Consider the following 6,927-nt stretch of genomic DNA (forward strand, 5'->3'; position numbering starts at 1 on the left):
TTTATTTGATGTTTTTTAGGATTTATGCTGAAACTTTGTCCGAAAGAAACAGCGTCAATGCTAACTAAAGATGGGGTGCGTTTAGATGCTGACATCTACCGCCCCGATGCAGAGGGCGAATTTCCAGTATTGTTAATGCGGCAACCTTACGGAAGGGTGATCGCCTCTACAGTCGTATATTCCCATCCCGCATGGTACGCCAAACACGGCTACATCGTTGTCATCCAAGACGTGCGGGGACGCGGCACTTCCGAGGGCGAATTTAACCCTTTTGTTAGCGAAACACAAGACGGTTTTGATAGCGTCAATTGGGCAGCTAATTTGCCGGGAAGTAACGGCAAAGTCGGAATGTACGGTTTTTCCTACCAAGGCATGACTCAACTCTACGCGGCTGCTGCTAAACCGAGCGCTTTAATCACAATTTGTCCGGCAATGGTAGGCGGCAATTTATACGCAGATTGGGCTTATGAAGGTGGCGCATTTTGCCTGCAATCAAATCTCGGCTGGGCAATTCAGCTAGCCGCAGAAACCGCTCGCTTAAAAGCCGATATTTCTGCCTATCAAGCCTTTTATGCAGCTTCGAGGAATCTCCCGCTATACGATACGGTGCCGGCGCGTCCTGAGATTATTAAAAATCTCGCACCAGACTCATATTATCACGATTGGTTGGATAATTATCGACCGAGCGAGTATTGGGAAAAGTTATCGCCAAACATCAAAGATTTAGACTTGCCAATGCTCCACTTGGGCGGTTGGTTTGATACTTATTTGCGGGGAACAATTCATCTTTACAAGGAAATGGCGAGCCGGAGTTCCTGTCCGCAGCATTTGATAATTGGCCCTTGGGCGCATTTACCTTGGGGGCGAAAAGTTGGAGAGTTGGATTATGGTGTTGCAGCTTCCAATCCTGTGGATGAGTTGCAAATTCGCTGGTTGGATCGCTTCCTCAAAGGAGTTGATACAGGAATATTAGACGAGCTGCCGATTTCGCTATTTGAGATGGGGAGGAATGATTGGCGGAAATTTGATAAATGGCCTAATAATAATCATAAATCTTATTTTTTAGCAAGTACCGGACTTGCCGCGATGAGAGAAGATGCGGGTATTTTAACAGATTGTTGCCCGGATGTTTGCACTGAGGATATATTCGTACATGACCCTTGGCGGCCGGTGCCATCATTGGGAGGTCACGCTGGATTTCCTGCAGGTGCGATGGAGCGATCGACTATTGACTGCCGCACCGATGTGTTAACATACACTTCGGCACCGCTAACAGTAGATTTGCACTTAGCTGGAGATATAATTGTCGAAGTATTTTGTACTGCCGATGCGCGGACTTTTGATTTTTGTGCGATACTTTCTGAGATAAAAGATAGTGGCAGTGTCTACAATTTTACTCAAGGTTACGTCCGGGTGAATTCAGGTGAAACACCTGTAAGAATAGTGCTGCAAGCAACTTGTATGCAAATTGCCAAAGGTAATGCGCTGCGTCTGAGTTTGAGTGCGGCTTGTTTTCCCGCTTACGACGTGAATCCGGGAACGGGTGCGCCTCCCGGTGAAGCGCGGGCGATCGATGCTAACATTATCACGCTGACAGTCAGTTGTGGCGGGAATTGTCCCTCTCAAATTTTGCTGCCAATTGTCGATTAAACCTAAAACCTATCTAACTATGAGCGTTATCTTTCACATCACCCGCAGCCAACAGTGGGAAGAAGCAAAACAAGTTCAATCCTATCGCGGCGATACCCTAGATACAGAAGGATTTATCCACTGTTCGACACTGCCGCAAGTTCTTAAATCTGCTAATAAGTTTTTTGTGGGACAAACAGGATTGCTGCTGCTTTGGATTGACTCGGACAAAGTAGAAGCTGAAGTTAAGTATGAATATGCCGCCGGTGAAAATTACCCCCACATTTACGGGCCGCTGAATGTTGATGCTGTGTTGAAAGTTGTTGAGTTTGAACCGGGTGCCGATGGCAAGTTTGAATTGCCAGAAGAATTAAGGGATGCTGTTTAAGATTCTGATTTTTTAGCATTGTCAACTAACTTTTTAGGGCGGGCTAGAATCCCACCCCACGGGAAAGTTGAATTTTGTGGAACGGGCATCTTGCCCGTTCTAATTTCTGAAATATATCAATTTAAACTGATTTATCAACCAACTCTGCCGCCAATTTCAGCGCATCTTCGGGAGTTGCAATTTTACCCTCCACCCGCGCTAATTGAATCTCCATTAACACTTGACCGATGCGCGGACTTCTGGGCAATTTCAAATATTCCATTAAATCATTGCCGCTAACTAATTGTGTGGGATGAGCAATAATATCATCAGCATCCAGATAGCGATTAATTAACAGTGAAATATCCTCAACCGCAACTCCCGCAGCCACGACCAAAACCGCTAAAACTGGAAATGCTATTCCCACATCCCGAAACAAAAAATACTGTTCTCGCAAAGACATTTCCACTATTGGTTTTGCTTGCAATTGTGGCAAGTATTTCAAAAGCCCGATCGCACTTTTAATCTCCGCATTGCTGTACTTCAACCGCAGCAACTGGGCTTCAGCCATTGTCGGGTCAGAATCTGCCAAAATAGCCAGCTTCGCGACAGCCAACAAAGGCGTTTTAATTGTATCTCGAATCTGATGCCCGAATTCCTTCCCTAATTCCGGGTAAATTGCAGCTAATTGGTCAGCAGATGCGTCAATTTTTGTCAAAATATCGAAACGGTTGATCGCACTTTCAAACCAAATCGAAAACAAACCGTCTTCGCAACCGCGACAAATCCAAGGAACACCGTCAGGATTGCTCAACAAATAACCCAATTCCGTCCGCACCCGTTCCACCGCTACCCGACTCAACAGCGGTGCTAATTCCCGAATCGCAGATTGAGTTTCAGGTTCGATCGCAAAACCCAACTGCGCCGCTTGGCGGTAAGCTCTTAATAACCTCAGCGGATCGTCCTCCAAATTTGACCGCGAAATCATCCGCAGCACACCCAACCGCAAATCAGTTTGACCGTCCAAAGGATCGATGATTTCTCTTGTAAAAGGATTGTAGGCGATCGCATTTATCCGAAAATCCCGGCGCAGCAAATCCCCCTCCAGACTCCCCCCTTCCGCCTGCGCCAAATCCACCGTACCGCCCGCAAACACCACCCGCGCAATTTGGCGTTCCGCATCCAACAAGACAAATCCACCTTTCGTGCGATCGGCAATTTTTCGAGCAGTCTTCACCGCCCGTGTTAGCATGACAAAATCCAAATCAAAATAGTGCGATCGGCGGCCCAGCAACGCATCCCGTACCGCACCGCCCACCAGATAAGCAGGCGGTGTCAGCAGTTTCAAATCAAACGGCCAAGTATTAGGAGATAATGAAGAGGGCAAATTAATCGGCATTGCAACAAAAATCTACTTTCCTTACAAACAATAAAACTCTTGCTACGCTAGATTAACAGAAAGCTCAAATTTCACCAATCTTTTTGAAATGCACAGAGGATATCAAGAATGTGTATTTGTATTAACTGCCACTATGTAGACCGCTGCTTCACCTACCACGCCGTAGAAGAACAGCACGAACAGCTTCACCTCACCGAAACACCCGATTTCGACCCCGTAGAACCCACCATCAACGTCAATATCCGCCCCCGCCAAGACGAAATTGAAATGGAATGGGATGTAGTCGGGTGTCAGAGTTTTAAGCAAGAGACCGGCAAATGGGCAAAATTGCGGCCAGGCGAACTCGTCCCGACTTAAGGGAGAAGGAAGAAGGAAGAAGGAAGAAGGAAGAGGGAAGAAGGAAGAAGGAAGAACGAAAAAATAAAACGCTCTCATTTTCTTGTTTCTTCTTTTTACCCAATCTTCAATTTTCCATTTCCAATATTCAATTTCCAATTTTCAATTACCGATGCGCGATGCCCGATGCCCAATTCCCCATTCCCCATTCCCAATTAAAAATCTAAAATCTAAAATCTAAAATCTAAAATCCAATGTGCTATTGCTTAAACCCAACTTGTCAGAATCCGCAAAACCCAGGGGATGCAGAATTGTGCCAAAGTTGCGGCTCCAAATTGTTGTTGACTATTGACCCAGAAACGCCATCAGCATCTCGCTACCGAACCATAAAGCCGATCGGGCAAGGAGGCTTTGGTCGAACATTTCTAGCAGTTGATGAAACCAAACCCCTGATTTTTTCGCAGTGCGTAATCAAGCAATTTTTCCCGCAAAATACCGCAGCCGAAAAAGCCGCTCAACTATTTCACCAAGAAGCAGCCCAGCTAGAAACCTTGGGCAAACATCCCCAGATTCCAGAATTAATCGCGCACTTTGAACAAGACGGGAGACAGTATTTAGTACAAGAATTTATAGACGGCAAAAACCTAGCCCGAGAATTAGAACAAAAAGGAGCATTCACCGAAACTCAAATTCGGCAAATTCTCAACGATTTATTGCCAGTGCTCCACTTCGTCCACAAATCCAAAGTCATTCACCGCGATATCAAACCAGAAAATATCATTCGCCGCCGGCTATCTCCAGCCCCTTTACCCGCTTTAGAAAGTTCCTATCAACCCTCTCCTTTCCAAAAAGATATTGTTTTAGTAGACTTTGGTGCAGCTAAGAAAGTAACAGCAAACGGCTTGCAGCCAACTGGTACAATCATCGGCAGTGCGGCTTATACAGCCCCAGAACAATTGATGGGGAAAGCAGTTTTTGCCAGCGATATCTACAGTTTGGGCGTTACCTGCATTCACTTGCTGACAGAAATTCCTCCCTTCGATTTGTTCGACAGTACAGAGGATTCTTGGGCTTGGCGAAATTATTTGAAGACTGCTGTTAGCGACGATTTCGGCCGCATCCTCGATACCATGCTTCAAAGTGCCACCAATCGGCGCTACAGTTCAGCATCAGCAGTCATCCGGCACTTGAACCCTAAACCAGTCTATTTAGACGCAGAGCCTGTGCTGGACGCGCCGGAAACGCCCGCAGAACGGGTGGTTACACCTGCGCCCGGTGTGTCGCTTTTCACTCGCCAAGAGCAAGCCGAAATTCAGCAAGCTTTACAAGAGGATCTCGCCCCGTACAATGTTACAATCCAAGTCAGTCAAGCCAAGCAACAGCTCAATATCGTCATCAACAGAACCGAAGAGAACCCCGTTTACTATCCGCACTTATCTCAAATAATTGCCACCAGACTCACCGATTTGCAGTTAAATAAAGTCGCAGCCGTGAAGCTGTTGGGAAGAGTCAACAATTCTCGCCGCCCGGAGTGGAAGCAAATATTGCAAATCGATCCCAAGATTCAATTGAGAAACAAACTCGTGCGGATGCAACACAATCAATTAGTCAAGAAAATTGCCCCTGTTGCTACCCAAGAATTTTGGCTGCCGAAGTTGAAAACTCAGGATTTTTGGATAGATGCGCTAATGTTTGCTTTAGTTTGGTTTATCTTTGGCTCTCAAATAGTCATTTTTAATTCTTGGTTTGCGCTAATAGTTACGTCGGGTTTTATGACGGTGAAACATCAAGTTTCCCAACACAAAGAATTTGCCAATAAAAATTTATTTGCAAGTTTAGTTGTGCTGTTTTTGATGACTGGTGGCATGGGGAATTCCAGGATTTTAAACACGGGAATATTTGGCATTCTTTTGGGTTGCTTAGTTGTGGCTTTGCCGCTGTTTTTTGTTAAGGAAAATTATCAGTAATCGTGAATAGCAATCCCCAAGACGGAACATCTGTTAAAAAATACGGCTTAGCCCTGCACACAGCTAGTCGCGAACTCGGTTTAGCCATCAGCAATTTTGCAGGGGATTCTCGCTGCCAAACTTGGAATTTGGATCGCGGTTTAGCAACTCATTTGCATCAGTATTTAGTCGAGTTTATTGGGTCGCAAACTTGGGCTGATTTGGCTTTTATTGCAGTGGCGAAGGGGCCCGGAGGTTTCACGGGGACTCGGATGGGTATGGTGACGGCGCGGACTTTGGCCCAACAGTTGGATATTCCGGTTTTTGCGGTTTCAACTTTGGCGGCTGTCGCTTGCAGCAGCAGTAAAAAATCTATCTCAAATCAGGATATTGCCCTGCAAATGCCTGCACAGCGGGGACAATTATTTGGGGCTGTTTATTCAGTTAACAAAGATTCTGGTTTAACTGAGTTGTTTCCTGATACGGTGATGACTCCTGAATCTTGGCAGGAAAAGTTGGATAATTGGGGGAATTCTTATCAGTTAATTGAAGTGGGTAGCGAGTTGGGTGGGTCGGTTTCTAGTGTGTTGAAATTGGCTTATTTGGAGTGGAAACAAGGAAGTCGCCCTGATTGGTCGGATGCTTTGCCTTTTTACGGTCAACATCCGGTTAAAGGACACTGAATATTGGGAATAGGGCATTGGGAATAGGGAATTGGGCATTATTTCGTTTCAGTTAAATCAACTTGTAGAGTGCGTTTTTTTTCCGACCATGCCCGATGCCCGTAAATGATTTATAAGCAATTAAGCAGACTTGATATCCTTGTTTATTTAAGGGCGATACAAACTTCGAGGCAAAAAGTTAATGTTAGGGGGTCTGGGCTTTCGGTTCGCAATCGATCGATCTCAGATCCATCGCAGCCGCGAGATTCCATAAAATCGAGCATCCAGTTCGTTATTGTAGCGAGATCGATGTATTTTGCTCCGAGACAAACAGGGCAAATTTCTGGGCTGAGGGTACCGGTGCCGCCGCATTCGGGGCAATCCCAGTGGCTTGTTACAGGATCGGGGGTAGTTAGGATGTTGTTCATGCTGGGAAAAAGTACGCGCGGCGTAGCTATCGCGCAGGGAATCGCACTACTCGTTAACTCTAGCAAAAATGCCGATCGCCCTTACTGGTTGAGTCGAGGGGGGATATTATTCCCCGCCCCTCTCAGTTAGATCTGGGCGTGCGACTTTCACCGCACCCAG

General features: G+C 46.0%; 7 protein-coding genes. 5 read left to right on the forward strand and 2 right to left on the reverse strand.

What is annotated here, in order from left to right:
• Positions 1-57 precede the first annotated feature (57 nt).
• Positions 58-1,650 carry a CocE/NonD family hydrolase gene (locus QUB25_RS10535; protein ID WP_333183214.1) on the forward strand — a complete coding sequence of 531 codons (1,593 nt, stop codon included), beginning with the start codon at positions 58-60 and terminating at the stop codon, positions 1,648-1,650.
• A gap of 19 nt (positions 1,651-1,669) precedes the next feature.
• Positions 1,670-2,017, forward strand: a complete 348-nt coding sequence (locus tag QUB25_RS10540) for a DUF952 domain-containing protein (protein ID WP_333183216.1) — start codon at positions 1,670-1,672, stop codon at positions 2,015-2,017.
• A 121-nt stretch (positions 2,018-2,138) separates the two neighbouring features.
• Here QUB25_RS10540 and QUB25_RS10545 read toward each other — a convergent pair whose 3' ends face one another.
• Complete coding sequence (locus QUB25_RS10545) at positions 2,139-3,395, reverse strand: CCA tRNA nucleotidyltransferase (RefSeq protein WP_333183217.1); 1,257 nt, start codon at positions 3,393-3,395, stop codon at positions 2,139-2,141.
• A gap of 108 nt (positions 3,396-3,503) precedes the next feature.
• Between QUB25_RS10545 and QUB25_RS10550 the strand changes: the two genes are divergently transcribed.
• The 3 genes from QUB25_RS10550 (at position 3,504) to tsaB (ending at position 6,360) form a co-directional block, all read left to right on the forward strand.
• Positions 3,504-3,752: a Ycf34 family protein gene (locus tag QUB25_RS10550; RefSeq protein ID WP_006632635.1), complete on the forward strand. Its 249-nt coding sequence runs from the start codon at positions 3,504-3,506 to the stop codon at positions 3,750-3,752.
• A 233-nt stretch (positions 3,753-3,985) separates the two neighbouring features.
• Entirely contained in the window at positions 3,986-5,698 is a 1,713-nt protein-coding gene (locus QUB25_RS10555; RefSeq protein WP_333183219.1) for a serine/threonine-protein kinase, read from the forward strand.
• Between the two features lie 2 nt (positions 5,699-5,700).
• Complete coding sequence (gene tsaB, locus QUB25_RS10560) at positions 5,701-6,360, forward strand: tRNA (adenosine(37)-N6)-threonylcarbamoyltransferase complex dimerization subunit type 1 TsaB (protein ID WP_333183221.1); 660 nt, start codon at positions 5,701-5,703, stop codon at positions 6,358-6,360.
• 143 nt (positions 6,361-6,503) lie between these two features.
• Here tsaB and QUB25_RS10565 read toward each other — a convergent pair whose 3' ends face one another.
• Entirely contained in the window at positions 6,504-6,833 is a 330-nt protein-coding gene (locus QUB25_RS10565) for a hypothetical protein (protein ID WP_333183223.1), read from the reverse strand.
• Positions 6,834-6,927: the final 94 nt, after the last annotated feature.

Source organism: Microcoleus sp. B3-D7 (assembly GCF_036705305.1).
Classification (GTDB): domain Bacteria; phylum Cyanobacteriota; class Cyanobacteriia; order Cyanobacteriales; family Microcoleaceae; genus Microcoleus.